Raw genomic sequence first — 26187 nt, forward strand, 5'->3', positions numbered from 1 at the left:
TATGGAGATGTATTTTTTTAATGTTTCGTACTTTAAAAAAGGAAATAATTTGATAATATGTTAGAATGGTTGGGGCACTTAAATTTGATGATTTAGGTTATCATGGTATTACGATATCTATCCCCTAAAAGCTAACAAATTGATGTGACATTATAAAAAAAGAGCTATCAGTCCGAGTAAGTTGTAGGGGCGGGTAGCCCTAATTTATTTAAAAGAGATATCAACTCCTATGATGAATAGGTAGGTGATGTAAAAGTGAAAGGAAGTAACATGCTAATTAAAGCAATCAAACAGTACAAATTCTGGGCTTTAGGATCTTTAGCGATGGTTATCTTAGTTGTTGGGACAACACTTTGGCAACCACAAATTTTGACGAAAGTACTTGAAGCTGTCTCTAATAACGATAAAGACAAAATTATGGGATATGGTATCCAACTCCTAATCATTGCGGCGATTGGACTCATCGCGGGTGTTATCAATACCATTTTTGCAGCAAAAATTGCCCAAGGCGTATCTGCTGATTTGAGAGAGCAGACATTTAGAAAAATTCAAAGTTTTTCTTATGCAAATATTGAAAAGTTTAATGCCGGAAATCTAGTTGTTCGGATGACAAATGATGTCAATCAGGTGATGAACTTGATTATGATTTTATTTCAAATCTTATTACGTGTGCCACTTTTGTTTGTCGGTGCTTTTGCATTAGCTATTCAAACTTTACCAAAACTTTGGTGGATCATTGTCGTCTTGGTCATCGTGATCATCTTGATTACAGGTGCTGCGATGGGTAACATGGGTAAACACTTTGGTGCTTTCCAAAGATTGATGGATAAGTTAAATGGTATCGCTAAAGAAAATCTCCGTGGTACGAGGGTTGTGAAATCATTTGTACAGGAAAAAGAACAGGCAGCAAAATTTGATGAGAGCTCAGATGAACTGTTAGGCCATAATCTGGTGATTAGTTATATCTTTTCAGCAATGATACCAGCCTTTACATTTGCCGCCTATATCGCGATTTTTGCAGCGATTTGGTTTGTTTCAACTTATGTGCAAAAAGAACCGAAAGATTTGGCCAGTATTGCCTCATTTATGACTTATATGATGCAAATTATGTTTGCGATTATCATGGGTGGGATGATGTCGATGATGGCATCGCGTGCATTTATCTCACTTAAAAGAATCGGTGAGGTTTTAAATACTGAGCCAGCCATGACGTTTAAAGATGCGCCAGATGTTGCTTTGACAGGTGATATTACATTTAATAATGTCAGCTTTACCTATCCTTTAGATGAGGAACCAACACTTGAGGATATTTCATTTAGTGTGAAAACAGGTGAGATGGTAGGCGTTGTTGGGGCAACTGGTTCTGGTAAATCTACACTAGCACAGTTAATACCAAGACTGTTTGATCCAAGCACAGGATCAATTACAATTAATGGGCATGATTTACGTGATTTAAATCGTGATAACTTACGCCATACAGTCTCGATCGTCTTACAACGTGCTATCTTATTTTCAGGTACGATTGCACAAAATTTAAAACATGGTAAAGTTGATGCCACACTTGAGGATATGAGACGAGCAAGTTCGATTGCACAAGCAAGTGAGTTTATCGAAAAAATGTCAGATGTCTATGAAAGTTCTGTTGAAGAACGTGCTACCAATTTTTCAGGTGGTCAAAAACAACGGATGTCTATCGCGCGTGGTGTGATTGGAAATCCTAAAATACTGATTTTAGATGACTCAACATCAGCTTTAGATGCTAAGTCTGAAAAACTTGTTCAACAGGCATTAGCAGGAGAACTTGCAGATACAACGAAAATTATTATTGCCCAAAAAATTTCATCGGTTGTACATGCTGATAAAATTTTAGTTCTAGACGATGGAAAATTAATCGGAATGGGGACACATAGAGAGCTCCTTGAAAGCAGTGACGTTTATCGTGAAATTTATAATACACAGAAAGGAAGCGAGGACTAATGGGAGAATACGGAAAAGCAATTAAATTTTTCTGGAGTTATTTCAAGAAATATAAACTATCCTTTGTCGTTATCACGATCGCAGTTATCGGGTCTACTTATCTACAAGTTAAGGCACCAGTTTTTATAGGTGATGCGTTAGCTAAATTGGTAGAATGGGTAACAGCTTATTTCCATCATGTGGGAGCTGAAAAGGTTGTCGCATCATTTAATGGGCATATTCCTTCAGAGTTACCACAAGCCATGGCTGAACAGATAGCTAAAAAAGGGTTACCGACAGATGTCACAAAATTAGTTGACTTGGCGAAACATGTGCCAGAAAAGACAGCATTTTTCGATGTGATGTGGAAATTGTTACTGGCTTACATCTTTATGACTGTTGGCATGTTGATTTATCAAATTCTATTTGGACGGATTGTGTCTCATTCGACGAATTCAATGCGTAAAGGATTATTTGGTAAACTAGAACGCTTAACGATTTCCTTTTTCGATCGTCATCAAGATGGGGATATTCTAAGCCGATTTACATCTGATTTAGATAATATTCAAAACTCACTTAACCAGTCACTCGTTCAAGTTGTGACGCAGGGTGCGATGTTTATTGGTGTGTTGATCATGATGTTCCGTCAAAATGTTGACCTTGCTTGGGTGACCATCGCTTCAACGCCGGTAGCACTTTTACTAGCAGCTGTTGTCATCAAGCAAGCTAAGAAATATATCGATTTACAACAAGAAGAAGTCGGGCATCTGAATGCCTATATGGACGAAAAAATTTCAGGTCAAAAAGTCATCATTGTTGAAGGATTAGAAGCTGATACGATTGATGGATTTGTGAAACAAAATGACAAAGTACGAGAGGCAACCTTTAAAGGACAAGTTTATTCTGGTATGTTGATGCCTATGTTAAATGGGATGAATTTCGTCAATTTAGCAATTGTCATCTTCTTGGGATCTTTGATTACACTCAATGATAAGTCATTAACGACTGCAGCAGCACTTGGATTAGTTGTGACATTTGTCCAATACTCACAGCAGTATTATCAACCAGTGATGCAGATCTCATCGTCATTTTCTCAATTACAGATGGCTGTTACAGGTGCTCGTCGTTTACAAGAAATGTTTGATGAAAAAGAAGAAGTTAGACCTGAAAACGGGGTCAAGTTTGATGAGATTAAAGACAATGTCTCAATAGAACATGTTGACTTTAGTTATCTACCAGGCAAACCTGTCTTAAGAGATGTTAGTATTGATGTTAAAAAAGGTCAGATGGTGGCTGTGGTTGGTCCTACTGGATCTGGTAAAACAACTATCATGAATTTGATGAATCGATTTTATGATGTAGATAATGGCAGCATTAAATTTGATGGGGTAGATATCAGAGATATCGATTTAGATACCTTACGTCGTGGTGTTGGGATCGTGCTACAAGATTCAGTGCTCTTTAGTGGGACAATCAAAGACAATATTAAGTTTGGATTTGATGCAACTGATGAAGAAGTGATTACAGCGGCTAAAACAACGCATATTCATGAATTCATTGAGAGTCTACCCAATAAATATGAGACGGTTGTTGATGATGATGAAAATGTCTTTTCAACTGGTCAGAAACAACAAATATCGATCGCACGTACGATTTTAACAAATCCTAAGCTTTTGATTTTGGACGAGGCAACCTCTAATGTTGATACAGTAACAGAAGCACAAATTCAGATGGCTATGGAAGCTGCAATCGCTGGACGGACGTCATTTGTGATTGCCCATCGCTTAAAAACAATTTTAAATGCCGATAAAATTGTGGTCTTAAAAGACGGTGAAGTTATTGAAGAAGGTAGTCATCACGAATTACTTAAACTACCAAATGGTTTTTATTCAGAGCTTTATCATAATCAGTTTGTGTTTGAGTAAGTTAGCGATCATTTTTTGATTTTTAATAAGTTACTGTCTCAATCAATCGTTTATATACGTTTGGGTTACCACATAAAACACTGTTAGTCATTGACTAACAGTGTTTTATTTATTTGGCTATCATAATAGAACGATTAGAGAACAATATGATTTTATTAGATTATTCTATAAGTCAAATCGTATTTTTTATGGTAGAATAGATAGGCATGGATTTTACATTTAAGAATTGGACAAGATTATAAGTATGAAAAAAATAGTAATTAATGGTGGAAAAAGAATTTCGGGAGAGGTGACGATATCAGGTGCAAAGAATTCTGTTGTTGCCTTGATCCCAGCAACAATATTAGCAGATGATGTTGTGACACTTGAGGGTGTTCCCGACATCTCTGACGTTGCAAGTTTAATCGATATATTAGAGATTATGGGTGCCAAAATTGAGCGAGATATCGCAGCAGGGACTGTGGTAATAGATCCTCGTGGGGTTGAGTCAAAACCACTACCTTATGGTAAGATTAACTCTCTACGTGCCTCTTACTATTTTAATGGCTCTTTACTTGGTAAATTTGGTGAAGCGACCGTTGGCTTGCCAGGTGGTTGTGATCTAGGACCAAGACCAATTGATCTACATATTAAAGCGTTTGAAGCGTTAGGTGCTCGCATGACATTTAAAGAAAATGCCATGCACTTAACAACTGATGGGGATCGTCTAATTGGTTCAACCATTTTTATGGATATGGTTACTGTCGGTGCAACGATTAATACCATGCTAGCAGCTGTTAAAGCTAAAGGCAGAACAATTATTGAAAATGCGGCACGCGAACCTGAAATTATTGATGTGGCAACTTTATTGAATAATATGGGTGCCAAAGTTCGTGGCGCAGGTACTGATGTGATCCGTATTGATGGAGTAGAAACCCTTAGTGGTGCGCGTCATACAGTCATTCCAGATCGTATCGAGGCTGGTACCTATCTAAGTTTAGCAGCTGCTTGTGGTGATGGTGTTGTGGTGAATAATGTCATTTATGAACATCTGGAATCTTTTATTGCTAAGTTAGAAGAGATGGGCGTTCAGATGATCGTCAGAGATGATTCGATAGAAGTCTTAAAATCAGAAAATCTTAAAGCAGTGACAATCAAAACAGTGCCATACCCTGGGTTTGCAACTGATTTACAACAACCGATCACACCATTATTGTTAATGACACATGGTCGTGGTAAAATCATTGATACGATTTATGAAAAGCGTGTGAACCATGCAGCTGAATTGGCACGTATGGGCGCAGATATCGTAGCAAGCAATGGTGAAATTAATTATCATGCACCAAATCAATTACAAGGTGCTGAGGTAGTCGCGACAGATCTACGAGCAGGTGCAGCCTTAGTCAATGCAGGTGTTATTGCGAGTGGCGAAACGAAAATTTCTAATGTAGAATTTATTTTACGTGGCTATGATAACATTATCGAAAAAATGACAGCGCTTGGCGTTGATATTAAATTAGTTGATGAATAATCTATAGATAAAAAACTATCTGAGTGCTGTTTGGCTTCAGATAGTTTTTTTAGCTAAATATGTTTAAAATTTGCGTCAACTATTCTGAGGGTTAAAGTTACCAATCACCATAAACGACGCAGTAAAAACAAAGCCTATTAGATAATATGTTATAATAGGATAACTTATCTTTTATATAGAAAATGACAGTAATGATGAAATATGCAGTAGTGGATTTAGAAGCAACAAGCGCTAGCCACACGAGTAAAATTATTCAAATCGGTATCGTGATCGTTCAAGATGGTCAGATTATCAAAACCTATCAGACAGATGTTAATCCCCATGAGGCATTAGACAGTCACATTACAGCGTTAACAGGGATTACGACAGCACAAGTGGCAGCAGCGCCTGATTTTGAACAGATTATGTCTGAGGTAGCAGAGCTATTAGCAGGGTGTATTTTTGTCGCACATAATGTTAAATTTGACTATAATTTGTTGATGCGTACCTTTGCCGAACATGGTGTCAAATTAGAGTTACCACGCGTTGATACCATAGAATTAGCGAGAATTTTTTTCCCAACATTAAACAAATATGGCTTGGGGTCACTTTCGCGTGTATTAGATTTAGTACTAGAGCGAGCTCATGAAGCAGTATCAGATGCTTATGCTACTGCTGAATTACTGATTAAACTTCAGAAAAAAATGGCAGAACTTCCAAAAAATGTGCTCACTGAAATTGCACGTCATGCGGATAGTTTGATTTATGAGACAAAAATTGTCATTTCCGAACAGTTGGCCCTTTTGGGACCTATTAAAGATGATCTGGTCAAAGTTGATCAGATTGCGACGCTAAAGCCCTACGTCTCTAAGAATAAAAATTTAGTAAGTGAGCAATTTAAAGAAAATTTGGCCTTACTTGATTTGGATGCACGGCCTAAACAGCAAGCTTTTGCTGATTTAGTGAGTCAACGTTTAGGAGATACTAGTGCATCATTTATAGAGGCGCCAACAGGTATCGGAAAAACCTACGCTTACTTGTTGACCTTATTAGGACAAGGTAAAAAAGTTATTGTATCAGTACCGACTAAAGTTCTACAAGAACAGATGATGCAGGATTTAGCACCGATTTTTAAGGATAATTTTGGCGTAAACTTTGTTAAATTACTTGGGACTCAGAATTATATTTCGTTAGAAAAATTTCGTCAGTTACTGGAAAGCTGTCAAGATGGCAAGAATTATGAAATATTCAAGATGAAAGTACTAGTCTGGTTGACAGAAACGAAAACGGGTGAGCTGGATGAGCTGAGCTTGACCATGACGAGTCCTTATTACTTAGATGGTATTCGACATTCAGGTCAGGTCTATAATGGGCAGCTTCATGCCGAACAGGATTTTTGGCAGTTGACACAACAACGTGTCAAAGATGCACAAGTTATCGTGATGAACCACGCTTATCTCGCTGAGAGAATTATGGATCAAACCGAGCTGTTTGAAGATAAAGTGTTAGTAGTTGACGAAGCACAACAATTATTTTCTGTTTTGGAACAGGCGCATCAAAAATCAGTCAAACTGGTAGATGAACTTGTGAAGGTGGAGACGCATGCCTCTCATTTACACAAACGTTTGGTAGAGAGTTTGACTTATCAGTTATCACGTCGACAACTAGATATCGAAAAAATTCGAATAGATGCAAAAGAACTGGGGCTGTCAGCGATTAGTGATGTACTAGTAAATCCGGATGATTTTGTTTGGGTGCAAAATCATGTCTTGAAGTCCAGTCCAAAAGACTTTTTAAATTTTGCTGCCATGATTCCAAAAGAAACTAAGACCTTCTTAATCGGTGCGACATTAGTGATGTCTAAAAAACGTGCGGTATTTCCGGAATTGTTAGGGTTTACTGATTATACATTTGATGTTATACCAGCAGAAAAACAAGATAATCAGAAAGTTTTTGTGGCAAGTGATAGTCCAGATTTGACAACTATATCAGCACAAGCCTATGCTGAATACTTGTCACAAGAGATACAACGGTTTAAAAAAATTGGGAAACCGATTGTTGTGTTATTTACGAGTCATGAAAGTTTGTCTTTAACTGCGCAAGCACTGGAACTTGCCGATATAGCTGTTTTAAAAGCTGAAAATCCTGGTGATGCGAGTCGTGTGAAAAAGAAATTTGATGAACATCCAGATGCTATTTTATTAGGTAGTAAAAAGTTCTGGGAAGGCGTCGATTTTGATAAACAATCTGAACTCATTTTAATCATTACCCGATTACCATTTTCAGTACCAGATGATATTTTGATTAGAAAGTATGCCAAACGTTTCAAGAATGCTTTCTATGATTTCTCAGTACCGCTTGCTACGTTACAGTTAGCGCAAGCATTTGGTCGTGTGAATCGGCGTCATGACCAAAAATCCGCGGTAGTTATTTTAGATAAGCGATTAGCTGGTAAGACTTATGCTAAGCAAATGGTTAAAAAACTATCCAAGGGGAATCATCTGATTTTTTCAAAAATTGATCAAATCAGCAGTCAAATTCAAAAATTTTTGTGATAAGGAGTAGTGATGAGAAAAAAAAGAATGCCAAAAGCAACTCAAATTTTGATTGGTGCCTTGCTAATTATACTGGCTATTTTGTTGAGTACTTTACTCATGTTTAGACAAGCGATGAGTCCTTATACGCGGGCAAAGACCGCAGCAATTAATTTAGCTAAAAAGAAAACACCAGTAACTGATGTTACCTATTTTGATAAGGTAACCACACAAACGACCACGTATAGTGTGATTGGACTGGATAAGCAGAAACAAACCTTAGGCGTTTTAATTCCTGAAAAAGGTGGCGACATCATTGTGGTGAATATGGCAGATAATCATAGTGACTTGACCCCAAAAACAGCAAAGCTAACTTTATATAAAAATCAAGTCGTTTGGGTGTCAAAAGATTTGATGCTATATGATTTTAAAACGGGTGATAAGGTAACAAAAAATTGATCGCGTCAAGGCATAGTGGATCAAATGAAGCAGTCCCTTGGATACAAATACTATAAAACAAGAAGCAAGGCGAACAAGTTCAGAGATGACCTGTTCGTTTTTTGGTAACTTTAAACGGCCACGATACCGATAAGAACGCTGTTTTTTTGATTATTTTTTGATATAATTTTTATTAGATCAATATTTTTGTATTTAGCCAAACAAATAAGGGAGAACCTAGAGTATGCAGCTATCAAACCTTGTCAATCAATTAGAAGAATCAGTTACATTAGCAGCGTCTGCACGTGCTAAAGCACTAAAAGCCGAAGGCCGTGACATTCTCATGCTAACGATAGGTGAGCCAGATTTTAAAACACCTGAAAATATCGCGAATGCGGCCAAAGCTGCCATTGATGCGGGAAAATCGAGTTTTTATACTCAGGCAAGTGGACTTCCAGAACTAAAGCATGCTGTTGTAGACTATTTTAAAACCTTTTATGGGTATGCGATAACACCAAATGAAGTTGTTGTGACAGCAGGAGCTAAATTTGCGCTCTATGCTTTATTTGCTAGTGTCTTAAATAGTGGTGATGAAGTCATTATTCCGACACCTTACTGGGTCAGTTATGCAGATCAAATTAAGATGGTCGGTGGCGTACCTGTATTTGCTGTGGGCTCACAAGCTTCTGATTTTAAGGTCACGGTCTCACAACTTAATGAGCTAAAAACAGATAAAACGCGTGTCTTGGTCCTTAATTCGCCATCTAATCCAACAGGGATGATTTATACAGCAGAAGAATTAACGGAGATTGGCAATTGGGCAGTAGCCAATGATGTGTTGATTTTAGCTGATGATATTTATGGTCGTCTTGTCTACAACGGCAATAAATTTACACCTATTTCAACATTATCAGAGGCAATCAAAAATCAAACCATCATCATCAATGGCGTATCTAAAACGTATGCGATGACTGGCTGGCGTATCGGATTTGCAGTGGGAGATCCTGATATTATCAAAGCGATGAGCAAAATTGTCAGTCAAACAACATCTAACGCATCAGCAGTCGCACAGTATGCTGCAATTGAGGCATTGACAGGTGATCAAGAGACGATTGAAACGATGCGACAAGCATTTGAGGAACGGTTAAATACAATCTTTCCATTAATCAACGAGATCCCTGGTTTTGAAGCAATTAAACCTCAAGGTGCTTTTTACCTATTTCCCAAGGTATCTAAAGCGATGGAAATGAAAGGTTTTTCTGATGTCACTGCTTTTTGTGATGATATTTTAGAAGAGACGGGTGTTGCACTTGTAACAGGTGCTGGATTTGGCGCAAATGAGAACATTAGACTAAGCTATGCGACTGATATTGAGACCTTGTTTGAAGCGGTTAACCGTCTCAAAGCATATATGGCAAAATAAAGTGTATCAGGATAGTAGTTGGCTGACTATTAGCCACTATACAAAAACATAACAACGCAATCTATGAGCAGGTTGAACAAAGGGATGGAAAAATGGAAAATTTCGTATCAATCATTGATGTGAAAAATTATGTCAATCAAGAAATTACAATTGGTGCTTGGGTTGCCAATAAATCAGGTAAAGGAAAACTTGCCTTTCTACAGTTAAGAGATGGGACAGCTTACTGTCAAGCAGTTGCATTTAAGCCTAATTTCATCGAGAAATATGGTGAAGTAGAGGGGCTTGCTAAATTTGATCAAATCAAGCACTTATCGCAAGAAACAGCTATCAAACTAACAGGTGTTGTCAAAGCTGATGAACGCAGTAAAATTGGTTATGAGTTAGACGTAACTGATATTGAGGTGATCGGTGAGTCAGTAGACTATCCGATTACACCTAAAGAACATGGGACTGATTTTCTGATGGATAATCGTCACTTATGGTTGCGTAGCCGTAAGCAACATGCCATCATGTTAGTGAGAAATGAAATCATACGTGCGACATATGAATTCTTTAATGAACGTGGGTTTATCAAAATTGATAGTCCGATCTTAACAGGATCAGCACCAGAAGGCACAACAGAACTCTTTGAGACTGACTATTTTGGACAACCAGCCTTTTTATCACAAACTGGTCAACTGTATGCAGAAGCTGGTGCAATGGCATTTGGTAAAGTCTTTACTTTTGGTCCTACGTTTCGAGCTGAAAAATCTAAAACACGCAGGCATTTGACAGAGTTTTGGATGATAGAACCTGAGATGGCTTTTACAACGCATGAAGCATCTCTAGAAGTCCAAGAAGCTTATGTTAAACATATCATCCGAGCTGTCATGACAAATCAAGCCTATGCTTTATCTGAGTTGGATCGTGATGTTACAGTCCTTGAAAAATACGTGACAACACCTTTTAAAAAAATTACTTATGATGATGCGGTTACGTTGCTACAAGAAAATCAAGCAGATAATGACTATGAAAAAATCACATGGGGCGATGATTTTGGCTCGCCTCATGAGACTTGGATTTCAAATTACTTTGGTGTGCCAACGTTTATTCTCAATTACCCTAAAGCCATCAAAGCATTTTATATGAAACCACACCCAACACGTGATGATGTCGTTATCTGTGCTGATTTATTGGCGCCAGAAGGGTATGGTGAAATTATTGGTGGATCTGAGCGGGCGACTGACTATGAGTATTTGAAAACTAAATTAGTTGAATTTGGCTTATCAGAATCAGAGTATGCTTGGTATTTAGATTTGAGAAAATATGGGAGTGTCCCTCACTCAGGATTTGGCTTAGGGCTAGAGCGAGTTGTGACTTGGATTACTGGTAATGAACATATCAGAGAGGCAATCCCCTTCCCTCGTCTATTACATAGACTAAAACCATAAGATGATGTGTGAATTATGAAAAAAATATTAGGAATATCATTAGTGACTTTATTAGTTGCCTTGGTTGTGACCTGTTTACTTTATTTTCCTTTTGGATTAGCGAAGCAGGTTGGTCATCAACCGATAAAACTTAGCAAACAAGCGGAAAATAAAGTCATCACAAAGGCTAGTCAGTCTGCCTCAACAACACCTGAAAAGCAAGAGGAGCAAGCAAAATGGGTTAAGTCAGACCAACCCATCAAATTTCCAATTCTTATGTATCATCATATTGCTGATGTTGTAGATGGTAATACCTTATTTGTCCCAGCTAGTGAGTTTAAGATGGAGATGGCGGCTTTGAAAAAGGCTGGGTATTATACGCTAAGCCCTGATGAAGCGTTAAGGGTACTGACAACAAATGAAAAACCGGCAGATAAAATTGTCTGGGTTACTTTTGATGACGGCTATAAGAATGCCCAACAAGCTGCCGCACCGATTTTGAGCGAGCTTGGTATGAAAGGTAGTTTCTTCATCATCACTGGGATGGTCGATAATGAAGATAAGATGACGCAAGAGTCGTTATTAGAGATGAAAAAAAATCCACTCATCTCTCTTGAGAGTCATACGGTTAGTCATATTGATTTACAATATGCAACGCCAGATGAGGCAAGTAGACAATTAACCCAGTCTAAGACATATCTAGATCAACTCTTGCATCAAAATACGTCTGTGATTTGCTATCCTTCTGGTCGTTATAATGATCAAACAGGTGATATTGCGACAAAAGCAGGGTATCAGCTAGGGTTAACAACTCAGCCTGGTCTTGCGAGTCGTGCTGATGGGTTATTTGCACTTCATCGTGTTCGCGTGTCATATGGTCAGACAGAGTCGAGTTTCATGAGTTTGATAGGCAACTAAAGCAAGTCTTGTAGCAAGGTCAATCTTGACTAAGAATTCAGGCATGAACATTGCCTATGATGCGCTTTTGTGATATGATAAAAACAAAATTAAAAGGAGTATAGAGATGACAATTGATATAATTTCAACAGATAAAGCACCTGCTGCTATCGGACCATATGTTCAAGGTAAAATAGCAGGAGACTTCTTATTTGCCTCTGGCCAAATTCCATTGGATCCTAAAACAGGAGAAATCGTTGGTAGCACAATCACAGAGCAAACAGAGCAAGTCCTTAAAAACATCAAAGCACTACTTGATGCTGCAAAAACAGATGTTGACCACGTTGTCAAAACCACTTGTTTTTTAAGCGATATGGAAAACTTTGTCCCTTTTAACACTGCTTATGCTAAAGCTTTTGGAGAAATAGTTCCAGCACGTTCTGCTGTAGAGGTAGCACGCCTACCTAAAGATGTTTTGGTAGAGGTTGAAATCATAGCTTATCTTGGTAAGTAAAAAAAAACGTCAATCGACGTTTTTTTTATTGATTAAGTTAGGGTGTAGCATAACGATGTGTTATTTGATGAACTTAAGTAAAATAACTTTAATAGGCTGGTATAAGATAGTGACTAAGATAATCGTTCCGATACCATTAATTGCTGTCGCAGGAAGTGATGTATAGGCTAGTAGTACAGCTGGTTTGAAAGAGACTCCTGTGACTATTGCACGAATGAGCGCGTTGATAAAATCAGTTAGTAGCTTGACGACTACACCAGATGAGACTGCAAGTGTTACTAACCAAATACGATCTGAAAAACGTGGGTACAGATATTTATAGACCAGTTGGATGGTTAAAGCAACCAATACATTACCAATGAAAACAGGAGGCATTTCTACAGCATATCCATTCATGATATCAAAAAGTGCAAGACCTACTGCACCAGAAAAAGTGCCATAACCAATACCTAGATATAGCGCAGCTAATGCAACGACAGTATTACCAACATGGAAAAATGGCGCGCCGATAGGTGCAAAAATACTAACATGTAAGGATTGGATAGCAATATAGGCTAGTGCTGCAAAAAGAGCTGCTAAAATCACTTTTTTTGTTTTATTTTCTGTGATCGACAGTGGCTGTGCGAGTGTTGTAGTGTGAGTAGGGATCATATCGTTTACTTCCTTTTTTAGATTAAGTGATTTCCATTATCGCGATAAGCACCATGCCAGATGTGACCAAGATAAGCATTAAAAGTTTCTCCAGATTGAATGGCTTGGTGAACGAATGTTTTTGCAGTTTGTACTGCTTCAAATGTAGTTAGACCCTTGGCAAGACCTGCTGTGATAGCGGCAGCGAATGTGCAGCCAGCACCGTGGTTGTTATTGGTATGGATGATCGGACTTTTGAGATATTGGAAGGTCTGTCCATCATAAAAAACATCTATCGCTTCTTGATCATCAAATCGTCTACCACCTTTAATGACAACATGTTTGGCACCGAAACCATGTATGATGACGGCAGCTTTTTCGATATCGCTCATCGTCTTTAACTCGCCCAGTCCAGATAGAATACCCGCTTCTATCAGATTAGGTGTTGTGATATCTGCGAGAGGTAGGAGTTGTGTTTGGATGGTTTCGGCATTTTCCGAAAGTAAGATACCAGCAGTTCCTTTACAAGCGAGTACGGGATCAATCACGATATTTTTTGGCTGATGTTGTGTTAAAACTTCTTTTACAACCGAGATTGTCCTGATATCTCCTAGCATCCCTGTTTTAAGTGCACTAGGATTACCTGCTGAAAAGATGGTATTGAGTTGTTTTTTAACCAAGTCAGGTTCGATTGTATCGATATCGTGCGACCAATTATTGTCAATATCCATCGTAACGATGGAAGTGATAGCAGTCATACCAAAAGTCCCGTATTCTTGAAATGTTTTTAAATCAGCTTGTAATCCAGCACCGCCTGTTGTATCACTTCCAGCGATTGTTAGAGTTTTTTTCATGTTAGCTTAATCCCTTTCTGAGTTGATTTATCTCAACCGATACCCTAAATGGATGCACCAGTTAACGATGTTTGATATCTAGTTGTGTTAGGCTTGTAATCTATTCTAGCATTTGGTATAGTAAATAAAACAGCCAATTGGATTGTATTTTTACCATCCAATTTTGGAAAGGAAGCTTGACTATGGACTGGAAAGTTGTCAAGGAAGATAAAGTCCCGATTTATTTGGGTATTATGAGATATATCATGCAACAAATTCAGACTGGTCAGTTACTACCTGGAGAAAAACTGCCGTCAGAAAGACAACTTGCTGAGTTGATAGGGGTCAACCGCTCTACTATTGTTCGTGTGATGACAGAACTTGAAGCTAAGGGAGTGGTGAATAGAAAACAAGGCAGTGGTACGATCATCAGTGATGACAAATGGGGGATGTTAACTGATCCTGTTGTCAGCTGGCATCAGTTAATGCAATCACATCCAGTTGACCCTCAACAAAAATTTATGAATCAAATTCAACAAAAGTTAAAAGAAGATACAGCAATCGATGCCTATTCTGGTGAATTACCGATGGCTTTAGTCCCTGCATTTGACTTGCCACAAACGAATTGGCGTGATTTTATAGAAGAAGATAAAAATCAAGATGAGTTTGGCTATTTTCCGTTAAGACAAGCCATTTCTGATATGATTCATAAAGATTATCAACTCTCTTTGTCAGTTGAACAAATGATGATCACCTCTGGTGGTCATCAAGCTATTTTTTTGATTGTCCAGACCTTGTTAAATAGTGGAGATGCTATTGCCATCAGCCAGCCGTCTTTTTTCTACGCCCTGTCTTTATTTCAGACGGCTGGTATCAGATTGTTTGGTGTGCCGATGGATAGTGAAGGAATGCGTGTTGATGCGCTAGAAGATGAAATATTGAAACATCGGATTAAGTTTGTCATGCTAAATCCCTCTTTTCAAAATCCAACAGGTATCACGATGTCTTTGAGACGGCGTCATGCAATTATCAAGTTATGCCGGATATACAATATACCGATTATTGAGGATGATGCCTTTGGGCTACTCTACTTTGAGCATGAGAATATGGCACCACCACTCAAACAACTTGATCCTCAAAATGTTATCTATATCGGATCTTTGTCAAAATTTTTAGGATCGACGACTAAGATAGGCTGGATCAGTGCCCCTCATGCTGTACTTGAGAGATTAGCTACTGCTCGTCGAGATTTAGATTTGACTTTGAGTATTTTTCCTCAGGTACTTGCAAAAGATGCGATATCTGATCCCTATTTTCCTGTGAAATTGGCAGCACTGCGTGCACAAATTAAAGAACGAATGGTGTACTTTTTAAACAAGCTACCTCATCAGCAGATAGCATGTTATCCTACAGGTGGATTTTATGTATGGGTAACCCTCAATCCTAAAAAAAATATCACCTTGCAACTCGCACACTTACTGGATTCTGGTATTTTATATTTACCTAGTTTTATTTTTGGTGAAAAAACGCCAGCGATTAGGCTTAATATCGCCCGATTAAGCTTATCTGAAATTGATCAGCTAGTTACTGTATTAGCGGATATGTTGGCTTGATGGGATGGGGGGATCCGGCTTTGGAAAAGTCAAATCAGCCATAATCAAGCCGATAAATGGTATAATGAGATAAAGTTTATGCAAGTTATTTAGTTAATTAAAAGAAAATGAGAAGAGGAAATAGTGGTACAAGAAAACATTGTCATTAAGGGTGCTCGTGCCCATAATTTAAAAAATATAGATGTGACCATTCCTAGAGATAAATTAGTTGTCATGACTGGTCTGTCAGGTTCGGGTAAGTCTTCTTTAGCATTTGATACACTCTATGCAGAAGGCCAAAGACGGTATGTTGAGAGCTTATCTGCTTATGCTAGGCAGTTTTTAGGGAATATGGATAAGCCGGATGTGGATAGCATTGACGGTTTGTCTCCAGCCATATCAATTGATCAAAAGACGACCTCTAAAAATCCACGCTCAACAGTGGGGACAGTAACGGAGATTCATGATTATTTACGACTCCTTTATGCTAGAGTTGGGACACCGTATTGTATTAATGGACATGGGAAAATCACAGCCCAATCTGTAGAGGAAATCGTAGATAGTGTACTCACCTTACCTGAAAAACAACGTCTGCAGATTTTAGCACCAGTAGTTCGCGCTAAAAAAGGACAGCATAAAAAAATCCTCGAAAAAATCCAAAAGGATGGCTATGTCCGTGTTCGTGTAGATGGTGAGGTGTTGGACGTAGCTGAGGTAGCTGATCTTGAAAAAAATAAGAAGCATGATATTGACGTTGTGATTGACCGAATCGTGCTGAAAGACGGTATTCGAGGTCGTTTATTTGACTCTGTCGAAGCTGCTTTACGCCAAGGTGATGGCTATGTCAAGATCGACACGATGGATGATCATGAATTACTCTTTAGTGAGTACTATGCGTGTCCGATTTGTGGGTTTTCTGTGCCTGAGCTTGAGCCGCGTTTGTTTTCATTTAATGCACCTCAAGGTGCTTGTGCAGACTGTGATGGTCTTGGGATGCGTCTTGAAGTGGATTTGGATTTAGTCGTACCAGATGGTCGTAAAACGATTCGAGAAGGGGCAGTAGTCCCTTGGTACTCTGGCACATCTACCTATTATCCTGCTATTTTAGAGCAGGCTATGACGACGTTTGGTGTGGATTTAGATACCCCGTTTGACAACCTAACAGAAGCAGATAAAACATTAATCTTTTTTGGTTCAGGAGAACGACTCTTTCATTTTTATCATGAAGGTGATTTCGGGTTAAGAGATGTAGATATGGCATTTGTTGGGGTTGTCCCAAATATCTTACGCAGATATGAGACAGGATCTGATAGTACAAAAACGCAGATGCGTGCTTATATGAATGAACTACCTTGTCAAACTTGTCATGGTAAACGTTTGAATGCGCAAGCCTTATCAGTGAAGGTGAATGGCGAAACAGGGTATGATATTGCTGAATTATCAGCATTACCTATCGGTGAACATCTCACAATTATCCAAAAGCTTACCTTGACAGAAAATGAGGAAATGATTGCACGGCCCATCATCAAAGAGGTTGGCGATCGCTTGAGTTTCTTGAAAAATGTAGGTCTAGATTATTTGAGCTTATCACGTAATTCTGGTACACTCTCAGGTGGTGAAAGTCAGCGTATTCGTTTGGCTACACAGATAGGATCCAACTTATCAGGTGTGCTCTATATCTTAGATGAGCCTTCTATTGGGCTACATCAAAGAGATAACGATCGTTTGATTGATTCTTTGAAAAAGATGCGTGATTTAGGCAATACCTTGATTGTTGTCGAACATGATGAAGACACAATGATGGCGGCGGATTATTTAATCGATATCGGTCCTGGTGCAGGGGATTTGGGTGGTGAAATTATTGCAGCCGGTACACCAAAACAAGTCGCAAAAAATAAAAAATCAATTACAGGACAATATCTGTCTGGTAAGAAGAAAATCGAGGTACCAAGTCATCGTAGAGCTATAGATGAATCAAAAGCTGTGACGATAACAGGCGCATCCGAAAATAATCTTCAAGATTTGACTGTTGCCTTTCCATTGGGTGTTATGACAGCTGTCACAGGTGTGTCTGGTTCTGGTAAATCAACCTTGGTTAATGCAATTTTGAAAAAAGCACTCGCTCAAAAACTAAATCGTAATAGTGATAAACCTGGTAAATATGGGACTATTTCTGGTTATGATAAAATTGAACGATTGATTGATATTGATCAAAGCCCTATTGGTCGAACACCTAGATCAAATCCAGCAACTTATACATCAGTTTTTGATGATATTCGTGATTTATTTGCCAACACGAATGAGGCGAAAATTCGTGGCTATAAAAAAGGTAGATTCTCGTTTAATGTAAAAGGAGGTCGCTGCGAAGCTTGTTCTGGTGATGGGATCATCAAAATTGAGATGCACTTTTTACCAGATGTTTATGTGCCATGTGACGTCTGTCGTGGTAGACGCTATAATTCGGAGACTTTGGAAGTTCACTATAAGGAGAAAAACATCTCTGAAGTGTTAGAGATGCGCGTATCAGATGCGGTATCCTTCTTCAAACATATCCCTAAGATTGAGCGAAAACTACAAACAATCGTTGATGTTGGGTTAGGCTATGTAACATTAGGTCAGCCTGCAACCACACTCTCAGGTGGTGAAGCACAGCGGATGAAGTTAGCCAGTGAACTACAAAAGCGCTCTACTGGCAAATCATTTTATATCTTGGATGAGCCAACGACAGGCTTACATACAGAGGATATCGCTACTTTATTAGGGGTGCTAAACCGTTTGGTTGATCAAGGCAATACGATAGTCGTGATAGAGCATAATCTAGATGTCATTAAGACTGCTGATCATATCATTGACTTAGGTCCTGAGGGTGGTATCGGAGGTGGTACAATCTTAGCCACTGGTACACCTGAAGAAGTTGCAGCAGTCACAACTTCTTATACGGGTAAATATCTGAAAGAAAAATTAACATAAGTCTTTAAGTGAATAACGAAGCTCAGAAAAAGTCAGAAAAGATGATACTTTTCTGGCTTTTTCTTGTATCCTTTTTTTAGTGAATGAGTTAGTTGAGTAGAAAGAATGACGTTTTGACAACATACATCTATAAAAATTGAGTCACTTTTGACATATTTAAGTCAAATTAAGAGGATAACTCAAATTTCCGAGATAAAATTGTTGATTTTTTCTCTAAAAAGTGCTTAAAAGTGGTAAAATGAAGCTATATTATTTTATCAAGATAGTATGATTGTGTGAAAAACTTGTCTTAGCCATGAAGATGATATAGTCATTTTCAGCATATGATAAGTCTTAGCAATCAAAAATTGAGGCTTGAACCTCAATGATGTATTAAAAAATTAACGAGTTAAAGAAAGAGGTAGACATGCGTAAAACAATGGATGGGAATATGGCAGCAGCACACGTCGCTTATGCGTTCACGGAAGTTGCATCTATTTATCCTATCACACCATCAAGCCCTATGGCTGAATATACGGACGAGTGGCAGGCAAGTGGACGAAAAAACATTTGGGGAGATACCGTTTCGATTTCTGAAATGCAATCTGAAGCAGGTGCTGCGGGTGCCATTCATGGTGCACTCAAGGCTGGGGCATTAGCGACGACTTATACGGCTTCTCAAGGCCTTTTATTGATGTTGCCAAATATGTATAAAATCGCAGGCGAACTATTACCAAGCGTCATCCATGTTGCAGCACGTGCAGTCTCAACTAATGCGCTAAATATTTTTGGTGACCAATCAGATGTCATGAGTGCTAGATCAACTGGCTATGTTATGTTAGCAGAGTCATCTGTACAAGAAGTAATGGACTTGTCTGCTGTGGCTCATCTTGCTACGATCGCATCATCTGTTCCGTTTATGAACTTCTTTGATGGGTTTAGAACCTCACATGAACTCCAAAAGATAGAGGTTTTGGCTTATGAGGATCTAGCTGATATGATCGATCAAGACAAACTTCAGGAATTTCGTGACAGAGCGATGAATCCTGATCATCCAACGATTTCAGGAACGAATCAAAACGCGGATATTCATTTTCAACAACGTGAAACAACCAATCAATATTACGCTAAAGTCCCAGAAATTGTGCAAGATTACATGGGAAAAATTAATCAATTACGTGGTACAGATTATGATCTTGTCAACTATTATGGTGCAGCAGATGCAACCGAAGTGATAGTGTCTATTGGCTCAGTTGGGGAGACGATTATTCAAACTGTTGACCATTTAAATGCGCAAGGCCGTAAAGTTGGTTTTCTAAACATTCATTTGTATCGGCCTTTTCCGAGCCAGAACTTTCTTGAAAAACTACCGAAAACAGCACGTAAAATTGCTGTGTTAGATCGGACGAAAGAACCTGGCGCTGATGGGGAACCGCTTTATCTAGATGTTAAGTCGGTCCTATTTAATCAAGCATCCGAGTTAACAGTGATCGGTGGACGCTATGGTATTGGTGCTAAAGATACAACGCCAAATCAGATTGTGGCCGTTTTTGATGAATTATTAAAACCAACACCAAAGCAACAGTTTACCATCGGGATTACAGATGATGTGACACATCTATCATTAGATGCAGGATTGCCACTTGATTTAACGCCTCAATCAACTTTTCAGGCGAAATTTTGGGGATTTGGGTCTGACGGTACAGTCGGTGCTAATAAATCAGCGATTAAGATTATTGGCGATCATACGCAAAAATACGTACAAGGTGCGTTTGCTTATGACTCTAAAAAATCAGGTGGTTTAACAGTTAGTCATCTGCGTTTTGGTGATACACCGATTAGATCTACGTATATGATTCAACAAGCTGATTTTATTAGTTTGTCTACTGCCAGCTATGTTCACCAGTATGATGTCTTAAAAGGACTCAAAAAAGGTGGAACTTTCTTAATGAATACCGTCTGGAGTGATGAACAGTTAGCACACCATCTACCAAGCCGTGTCAAACGTTTCATTGCTGAAAATGATATTGCCTTTTACACGATGAATGCAGTAGATATCGCACATAAAGCAGGGCTGGGTCGTCGGATTAACACTGCTATGCAGGTGGCCTTCTTTAAGTTATCAAATATCATGCCATTTGAGCAAGTTTTTGATATTCTCAAACAAGATGCACATGATAGTTATGCACGTAAGTCAATGAAAATTGTGGAGCAGAACTGGCAAGCGATGGACTTAGCAGTGGATGGTCTTCATCAAGTAGTCGTTCCTAAAGAGTGGGCAAATGCTCAAGATCCTAAGGCCGTTCAAGTAGCAGGTAATGCAACACACAAATATGTATTTGATATCGTTAATCATGTCAATGCACAAGAAGGTGATCAACTATCTGTTGGTAAATTGATGGAAAATGACATGGCTGATGGTCGGATGCCCTTGGGCACAACATCCTATGAAAAAAGAGGCGTCGCGCTTGAAGTGCCGGTTTGGGATGTTGATAAATGTACCATGTGTAATGAGTGTAGTTTTGTTTGTCCTCATGCAGCAATACGACCATTCTTATTAGATGAAGATGAGATGAATGAGGCACCAGAAGGCTATCTTGTAAAAGATTTTAGAGGTGCTGATGGTCTCATGTATCGCATCCAAGTCTCAGTTGAAGACTGTACAGGATGTGGGTTATGTGTTGAAGCCTGCCCGGCAAAAGGTAAGGCGCTAGAGATGAAACCTTATGAAGAAGTGAGAGCTGAAGCCGCAAATTGGGCTTTCTCTATGACGTTGAAGACTAAGGCAAATCCTGCAAAAGCAACCTCTGTCATTGGGTCTCAGTTTAATACACCGCTTCTTGAATTTTCAGGTGCCTGTGCTGGTTGTGGTGAAACACCTTATGTTAAATTACTGACACAGATGTTTGGCGATAGGATGATGATTGCTAATGCGACAGGGTGCTCTTCTATTTGGGGAGGTGCAGCACCTGTTAGTCCATACACGACAAATGATGCAGGACAAGGACCAGCTTGGTCAAACTCACTTTTAGAAGATAACGCTGAGTTTGGTTATGGGATGTGGACGGCCTCTCAAGCACGTCGGAGTAAATTAGCAAAAGATTTATCTAATCTCACCACCGAAGGTACTGTATCTGATGAGACAAAAGCGCTGATTGAAGATTGGATCGCACATAAAGACATCTCTGATGGGACAAGACAACGTGCTGAAAAGCTTAAAAGTGCCTTACAAGAGTTGGGACCTGAATTTGATAGTATTCGTGCAAGACAAGATCAGTTGGTTAAACCGATACATTGGATGATTGGCGGAGACGGTTGGGCATATGATATTGGCTTTGGCGGTATCGATCATGTCATTGCAAGTGGTGCAGATGTGAATATGCTGGTCATGGACAATGAAGTTTATGCCAATACTGGTGGTCAAGTCTCTAAAGGGACACCTCGATCAGCGATTGAGAAATTCTCAGCAGCAGGAAAAGCAGCTGCTAAGAAAGATTTAGGCTTCATGGCGATGACTTATGGTAATGTCTATGTCGCACAGATCGCTTCTGGTGCAAACAAAATGCAGACCATAAAAGCATTTGAGGAAGCTGAACGTCATGAAGGGCCATCGATCATCATCGCTTATACACCTTGTATCTCTCATGGGCTAAAAGGCGGCATGTCAGAAACACTTCGTGAGGCCAAAGAAGCTGTTGCGTGTGGATACTGGCAACTCTATCGTTATAATCCAAACTTGGAAGAGATGGGCAAAAATCCATTAACATTAGATTTCAAAAAACCAAATTTTGATAAAATGACAGAGTTTATGACGCAACAAGTCAGATTTGCTAGTTTGAAACGTGTTAAACCTGATGCTGCACAAGCATTATTTGATAAAACAACAGCTGATGCACGTCGTAAATTTATGCGTTATGCAAGAGTATCTGGTGACTTAGACAAGTTTTTGGCAAAAGAAGCTAAAGCTCAGGGTGAGGATATTGCCGTAACAACGGGAGTAAAAGCGGAACGTCCTAAACGTATTGCAGATCCAGAAGCCCAAGCAAGACGAGCAGCTAGACGTGCTGAACGCGCAGCAAAACGGATAAGTAAATAGTCATGTAAAAACATTGATCTTTTGGATTGATGTTTTTTTCTGCTATGGGTGACAAAACCAAATACTTAGTGGCGATTTTCTACAAGATTAGGTGATGAGATGGCTCATTTTAAGTTAGGTATCATTTTGTCCTGATAAAATAGGTCAAAAATGGTAAAATAAAAATATGAATGATTTCAATCAAATTTTTAATATACAATCTTGGCGAGAAATAATTCAATTAAATCTGACACCTTGGCGACTATTTATCGCTATTGTTGATATTTGTTTAATTACTTTCTTGATTTATAAAGCCTTGCGCAGTGTGCAAGGGACAAAAATGATGACATTAGTGCGTGGTGTGATTCTTTTTATCATGCTTAAATTTGTCAGTGGCTGGTTAGGGTTAGGCACTTTTGAGTGGCTACTTAATCAAGTCATCACATATGGTGTCATTTCGGGAGTGATTATTTTTCAACCTGAAATCCGTCGAGGATTAGAAACACTAGGTCGGACTACAAAATCACTTAATTTTGGTATTGCAGAACGAAATGTCAAAAGAACCAGTTATATCAAAGCCTATGAAAAAGCATGTAATTACATGAGTGAACGTAAGATAGGTGCTTTGATTGTCATTGAACAGTCGCAAACATTAGAAGAATTTGTCTCGACTGGTATCAAACTTGATGCAGACATTACAGCTGAATTATTAATCAATATCTTTATTCCAAATACGCCGCTTCATGATGGTGCAGTGATCATTCAAGGTGATAAAATTGCTGCCACATCTGCTTATCTTCCTTTAACTGAGGATGGTAAAATTTCTAAAGAATTTGGTACACGACATAGAGCTGCTATCGGGATATCGGAAGTATCAGATGCGATTACTTTGATTGTTTCTGAAGAAACCGGTGGTATTTCGATTACAGAAAACGGCAATTTCTATTCAGATATGAGTAAAAGTGAGTTTCATGATTTTATGATTAAACACTTAGAGGATAACAGAAAATCTTCTAAAAATCATACGCTGTTAGACAAACTACTTGCAAAGAGAGGTGATATAAGTGAAAAATAAAGATGTTATCATCTCTAAAATTATTTATATGTTGATCAGTCTTTTCTTTGCTATTATCTTATTCTTTAATGCCAATGCGGTTTTATTAAAGAATGCAAATGGACGAGGTAATAGTTCAGAAATGCATTCAACAACGATTTATGATATGCCGATAGATCTAAAATATGATAATAGTCGCTATTTTGTATCAGGATTTGATGGGACTGCAAATGTATATTTGACTTCATACAATCTGGTACGCTTAACTGCTGAAAAATCTGATGATACACGTAGTTTTCATTTGGTAGCTGATTTGAGCAAAGTCAAAGAAGGGACTGTTGAGGTTCCGATTAGAGTTGTCCAATTAGCCTCTGGTGTCAATGCACAAGTAGATCCAGGAAACATCTCGGTTACGGTAGAAAAAAAAGCGACTAAGACGTTTAATGTCACACCTGTTGTATCTGAAAAATTATTACCAGAAGGCTATAAACTAAAAGGGATGGCAACTGATAAAAAAGAAGTTCAGGTCACTTCTGGTGCTTCTATCATTACGCAAATTGATCGAGTAGAGGCATATTTGCCAAGTGATGTGATTCTTGATAATGATTTTACTGGAAAAGTATATCTCAGAGCAGTTGATAAGACCGGGAAAGTATTACCAGCTAAGATTTCACCGACTTCCGTAAAAATGTCAGTTGATGTTGATTTACCAAATAAAGATGTTCCTGTAGTAGGTAAAATTACAGGTAAAAAATCAAGTGACATGAAAGATTATACCTATAAGTTAGCCAAATCAACAGTCAATATTTCTGGTGAGCAAAAATATATTGATAATATTTCAAATATCACAGCAAACATTGATGTGACTGATATTAAAAAAGAAACGACGATTACAGTGCCACTTTCTGCAGATGGTGTGACCATTACACCAGATGAAATGCAGGTAGTCGTGACACCCGTCAAAAAATAAGTTATACTAGATAAGTTAGCATACTTTTATGTCACTTACATCATCTGGTAATGACCTATGTGAATAGTAATAAATAAATTTGAAAAGAGATAATAATGGGAAAATATTTTGGGACTGATGGTGTACGTGGAGAAGCAAACGTTGAATTAACACCTGAATTAGCCTTTAAACTAGGCCGATTTGGTGGCTATGTGTTATCACAACACGAAGTTGATACACCAAAGGTATATGTAGCAAGAGACACACGTATTTCTGGTCAAATGTTAGGAAGTGCTTTAATTTCAGGACTTTTAAGTGTTGGTATAGAAGTATTTGATCTGGGTGTGATTGCGACACCAGGTGTGGCTTATCTGGTTAAAAAAGATATGGTTTCAGCTGGCGTTATGATCTCTGCCAGTCATAATCCTGCCTTAGATAACGGGATTAAGTTTTTTGGTGGCGATGGGTTTAAACTAGCAGATAGCCAAGAACTTGAAATAGAGGAATTATTGGATGCTGAAACAGATAATTTACCTCGTCCATCGGCCCAAGGATTAGGGGTATTACATGATTATGGCGAAGCGGTTAGAAAGTATGATGAATTTTTAAAACATACTGCTGAAGGCAAGTTTGAAGGTCTTAAAATTGTCTTAGATACAGCTAATGGTGCAACTTATACAAGTGCAAGAACAGTTTTTAGTGACTTGTTAGCAGATATACATGTGATTGGGGAGTCTCCAAATGGCTTAAATATTAACTTAGGTGTCGGCTCAACACATCCTGAGAATCTAGCAAAAGAAGTTGTTGAGATGCATGCAGATCTAGGACTTGCCTTTGACGGTGATGGCGATAGATTGATTGCGGTAGATGAAACAGGTGCTATTGTGGATGGTGATAAAATTATGTTTATCATCGCTAAATATTTAAAACAACAAGGTAAATTAACAAACAATACGGTTGTGACGACTGTGATGTCAAACTTAGGGTTTCTTAAAGCATTAGCAGCAGCTGATATTGAGTGTGTGATCACAAGTGTTGGTGATCGCTATGTTGTAGAAGAAATGAAGCAAAACGGCTATAATTTTGGTGGAGAGCAATCCGGACATATCGTCTACCTTGATAACAATACGACCGGAGACGGTCAAGCCTCAGCTATTTTACTCGCTAAAGTCATGCGTGAAACTGGTAAAAAATTATCAAAATTAGCAAGTGAAGTTAAAATCTATCCTCAAAAATTAGTTAATGTTCGTGTCGAAAACAGCATGAAGCATCAAGCGATGGCAGTGCCTAAAATTGCTGAAGTCATTGCTAAAATGGAAGAAAAGATGGCTGGCAATGGTCGCATATTAGTTCGTCCTAGTGGTACTGAACCTTTGTTACGTGTCATGGCCGAAGCACCTACAGATGCCGAAGTAAATGATTATGTTGATACCATCGTAGACGTTGTTCGCGCTGAGATCGGTATTGATTAAGGTTGAGTCATTTGTTGTAAAGCATAAAAACCTAGATATGTATCAGCT

Annotated in this window: 17 protein-coding genes; 15 read left to right on the forward strand and 2 right to left on the reverse strand. The window is 38.5% G+C overall.

Annotated features, from left to right (window positions below):
- The first annotated feature begins 270 nt into the window (after window positions 1-270).
- From RU87_RS02535 to RU87_RS02575, 9 genes are all read left to right on the forward strand, one after another.
- Window positions 271-1977 carry an ABC transporter ATP-binding protein gene (locus RU87_RS02535; RefSeq protein WP_068160327.1) on the forward strand — a complete coding sequence of 569 codons (1707 nt, stop codon included), beginning with the start codon at window positions 271-273 and terminating at the stop codon, window positions 1975-1977.
- Window positions 1977-3881: an ABC transporter ATP-binding protein gene (locus RU87_RS02540; protein ID WP_068160325.1), complete on the forward strand. Its 1905-nt coding sequence runs from the start codon at window positions 1977-1979 to the stop codon at window positions 3879-3881. The genes RU87_RS02535 and RU87_RS02540 overlap by 1 nt, the downstream gene beginning before the upstream one ends.
- A gap of 244 nt (window positions 3882-4125) precedes the next feature.
- A complete protein-coding gene (gene murA / locus RU87_RS02545) occupies window positions 4126-5391 on the forward strand; it encodes a UDP-N-acetylglucosamine 1-carboxyvinyltransferase (protein ID WP_068160322.1) in 1266 nt (421 codons plus the stop codon).
- Between the two features lie 191 nt (window positions 5392-5582).
- Window positions 5583-7925 carry a helicase C-terminal domain-containing protein gene (locus tag RU87_RS02550; protein ID WP_068160320.1) on the forward strand — a complete coding sequence of 781 codons (2343 nt, stop codon included), beginning with the start codon at window positions 5583-5585 and terminating at the stop codon, window positions 7923-7925.
- A gap of 12 nt (window positions 7926-7937) precedes the next feature.
- Window positions 7938-8363, forward strand: a complete 426-nt coding sequence (locus RU87_RS02555; protein WP_068160317.1) for a cell wall elongation regulator TseB-like domain-containing protein — start codon at window positions 7938-7940, stop codon at window positions 8361-8363.
- 223 nt (window positions 8364-8586) lie between these two features.
- Window positions 8587-9765 (forward strand): pyridoxal phosphate-dependent aminotransferase, encoded by a 1179-nt coding sequence (locus tag RU87_RS02560; RefSeq protein ID WP_068160314.1) that lies wholly within the window; start codon window positions 8587-8589, stop codon window positions 9763-9765.
- A 92-nt stretch (window positions 9766-9857) separates the two neighbouring features.
- The gene (gene asnS / locus RU87_RS02565; RefSeq protein WP_068160310.1) at window positions 9858-11195 is read left to right on the forward strand and encodes an asparagine--tRNA ligase; all 1338 of its coding nucleotides are present in this window, start codon (window positions 9858-9860) and stop codon (window positions 11193-11195) included.
- Window positions 11196-11210: 15 nt separating this feature from the next.
- The gene (locus RU87_RS02570) at window positions 11211-12092 is read left to right on the forward strand and encodes a polysaccharide deacetylase family protein (RefSeq protein ID WP_068160306.1); all 882 of its coding nucleotides are present in this window, start codon (window positions 11211-11213) and stop codon (window positions 12090-12092) included.
- Between the two features lie 106 nt (window positions 12093-12198).
- Window positions 12199-12585 carry a RidA family protein gene (locus RU87_RS02575; protein ID WP_068160303.1) on the forward strand — a complete coding sequence of 129 codons (387 nt, stop codon included), beginning with the start codon at window positions 12199-12201 and terminating at the stop codon, window positions 12583-12585.
- Between the two features lie 60 nt (window positions 12586-12645).
- Here the strand turns inward: RU87_RS02575 and RU87_RS02580 are convergent, their stop codons facing one another.
- Window positions 12646-13236 carry an ECF transporter S component gene (locus tag RU87_RS02580; protein WP_068160301.1) on the reverse strand — a complete coding sequence of 197 codons (591 nt, stop codon included), beginning with the start codon at window positions 13234-13236 and terminating at the stop codon, window positions 12646-12648.
- 17 nt (window positions 13237-13253) lie between these two features.
- A complete protein-coding gene (thiD, locus tag RU87_RS02585; RefSeq protein WP_068160298.1) occupies window positions 13254-14069 on the reverse strand; it encodes a bifunctional hydroxymethylpyrimidine kinase/phosphomethylpyrimidine kinase in 816 nt (271 codons plus the stop codon).
- A 182-nt stretch (window positions 14070-14251) separates the two neighbouring features.
- Here thiD and RU87_RS02590 point away from each other — a divergent pair, with 182 nt between their 5' ends.
- From RU87_RS02590 to glmM, 6 genes are all read left to right on the forward strand, one after another.
- On the forward strand, window positions 14252-15661 hold the full coding sequence (locus RU87_RS02590; protein ID WP_068160295.1) for an aminotransferase-like domain-containing protein: 1410 nt from the start codon (window positions 14252-14254) through the stop codon (window positions 15659-15661).
- Between the two features lie 123 nt (window positions 15662-15784).
- Entirely contained in the window at window positions 15785-18610 is a 2826-nt protein-coding gene (uvrA, locus tag RU87_RS02595) for an excinuclease ABC subunit UvrA (RefSeq protein ID WP_068160292.1), read from the forward strand.
- 406 nt (window positions 18611-19016) lie between these two features.
- A complete protein-coding gene (gene nifJ, locus RU87_RS02600) occupies window positions 19017-22685 on the forward strand; it encodes a pyruvate:ferredoxin (flavodoxin) oxidoreductase (protein WP_068160290.1) in 3669 nt (1222 codons plus the stop codon).
- Between the two features lie 166 nt (window positions 22686-22851).
- On the forward strand, window positions 22852-23739 hold the full coding sequence (gene cdaA, locus RU87_RS02605) for a diadenylate cyclase CdaA (protein WP_068160287.1): 888 nt from the start codon (window positions 22852-22854) through the stop codon (window positions 23737-23739).
- Entirely contained in the window at window positions 23729-24688 is a 960-nt protein-coding gene (locus tag RU87_RS02610) for a CdaR family protein (protein ID WP_068160283.1), read from the forward strand. Before cdaA ends, RU87_RS02610 begins: the two co-directional genes overlap by 11 nt.
- A gap of 95 nt (window positions 24689-24783) precedes the next feature.
- Complete coding sequence (gene glmM, locus RU87_RS02615; protein WP_068160280.1) at window positions 24784-26139, forward strand: phosphoglucosamine mutase; 1356 nt, start codon at window positions 24784-24786, stop codon at window positions 26137-26139.
- Window positions 26140-26187 lie beyond the last annotated feature (48 nt).

This window comes from Pseudolactococcus plantarum, from assembly GCF_002441715.1.
GTDB classification, from domain to species: domain Bacteria; phylum Bacillota; class Bacilli; order Lactobacillales; family Streptococcaceae; genus Pseudolactococcus; species Pseudolactococcus plantarum.

Excerpts from the sequence above, each read along its gene's own strand:
- RU87_RS02590 (WP_068160295.1), top strand. The coding sequence starts at position 14,252 with ATGGACTGGAAAGTTGTCAAGGAAGATAAAGTCCCGATTTATTTGGGT.
- murA (WP_068160322.1), top strand. The coding sequence starts at position 4,126 with ATGAAAAAAATAGTAATTAATGGTGGAAAAAGAATTTCGGGAGAGGTG.
- RU87_RS02555 (WP_068160317.1), top strand. The coding sequence starts at position 7,938 with ATGAGAAAAAAAAGAATGCCAAAAGCAACTCAAATTTTGATTGGTGCC.
- RU87_RS02560 (WP_068160314.1), top strand. The coding sequence starts at position 8,587 with ATGCAGCTATCAAACCTTGTCAATCAATTAGAAGAATCAGTTACATTA.
- RU87_RS02540 (WP_068160325.1), top strand. The coding sequence starts at position 1,977 with ATGGGAGAATACGGAAAAGCAATTAAATTTTTCTGGAGTTATTTCAAG.
- cdaA (WP_068160287.1), top strand. The coding sequence starts at position 22,852 with ATGAATGATTTCAATCAAATTTTTAATATACAATCTTGGCGAGAAATA.
- nifJ (WP_068160290.1), top strand. The coding sequence starts at position 19,017 with ATGCGTAAAACAATGGATGGGAATATGGCAGCAGCACACGTCGCTTAT.
- asnS (WP_068160310.1), top strand. The coding sequence starts at position 9,858 with ATGGAAAATTTCGTATCAATCATTGATGTGAAAAATTATGTCAATCAA.
- glmM (WP_068160280.1), top strand. The coding sequence starts at position 24,784 with ATGGGAAAATATTTTGGGACTGATGGTGTACGTGGAGAAGCAAACGTT.
- RU87_RS02580 (WP_068160301.1), bottom strand. The coding sequence starts at position 13,236 with ATGATCCCTACTCACACTACAACACTCGCACAGCCACTGTCGATCACA.
- RU87_RS02570 (WP_068160306.1), top strand. The coding sequence starts at position 11,211 with ATGAAAAAAATATTAGGAATATCATTAGTGACTTTATTAGTTGCCTTG.
- RU87_RS02535 (WP_068160327.1), top strand. The coding sequence starts at position 271 with ATGCTAATTAAAGCAATCAAACAGTACAAATTCTGGGCTTTAGGATCT.
- thiD (WP_068160298.1), bottom strand. The coding sequence starts at position 14,069 with ATGAAAAAAACTCTAACAATCGCTGGAAGTGATACAACAGGCGGTGCT.
- RU87_RS02550 (WP_068160320.1), top strand. The coding sequence starts at position 5,583 with ATGATGAAATATGCAGTAGTGGATTTAGAAGCAACAAGCGCTAGCCAC.
- RU87_RS02575 (WP_068160303.1), top strand. The coding sequence starts at position 12,199 with ATGACAATTGATATAATTTCAACAGATAAAGCACCTGCTGCTATCGGA.